The organism is Streptomyces sp. GC420 (assembly GCF_009916105.1).
Classification (GTDB): domain Bacteria; phylum Actinomycetota; class Actinomycetes; order Streptomycetales; family Streptomycetaceae; genus Streptomyces.
Window position 1 is genome coordinate 1 of sequence record NZ_JAAAXQ010000839.1, and the last position, 444, is coordinate 444.

Sequence of the window (444 nt, forward strand, 5' to 3'; positions counted from 1 at the left end):
GGCCACGGCGACTCAGGCCGGCCACGTCCCGGTCACCCTGCGCGCGGCGACGGCCCCGCTGCGGTCCACGGCCGCCTTCACGACGGAGAAGACGGCGCCCTGGCAGGCGGCCGCGAGCAGCACCTCGCGCCAGCTACGGTCCTCGTCCAGGGCGTCGGGCGCGTCGTCGTCGTGGCCCAGCCGCTTCCACACCTGTTTGAAGGCCGTCCCCGCCAGCATGCCGCCCGCCATGCCCAGGGCCAGTCCCACCGGCTTGTACGCGATCTTGGACACTTTCATGGCCACCTCCGCTCACGACGTGGGGGCGGCGACGCCCCCCGGCTCGGGTCCCGACTACCCGCCGCCGCCCCGCGCATGCGGGAGCGGCGCAGGGAACGGCAGGCCGCAACGGACAGGAGGCAGGGGCCCAGGGGGCGAGGACCGGAAGTCAACGGGCCGGAGCCG

The 444-nt window shown here is 75.5% G+C and carries 1 protein-coding gene; it reads right to left on the minus strand.

Annotated features, from left to right (window positions below; translation table 11 throughout):
- Positions 1-12: 12 nt before the first annotated feature.
- Positions 13-279 (minus strand): DUF4235 domain-containing protein, encoded by a 267-nt coding sequence (locus GUY61_RS38880; protein ID WP_166634969.1) that lies wholly within the window; start codon positions 277-279, stop codon positions 13-15.
- Positions 280-444 lie beyond the last annotated feature (165 nt).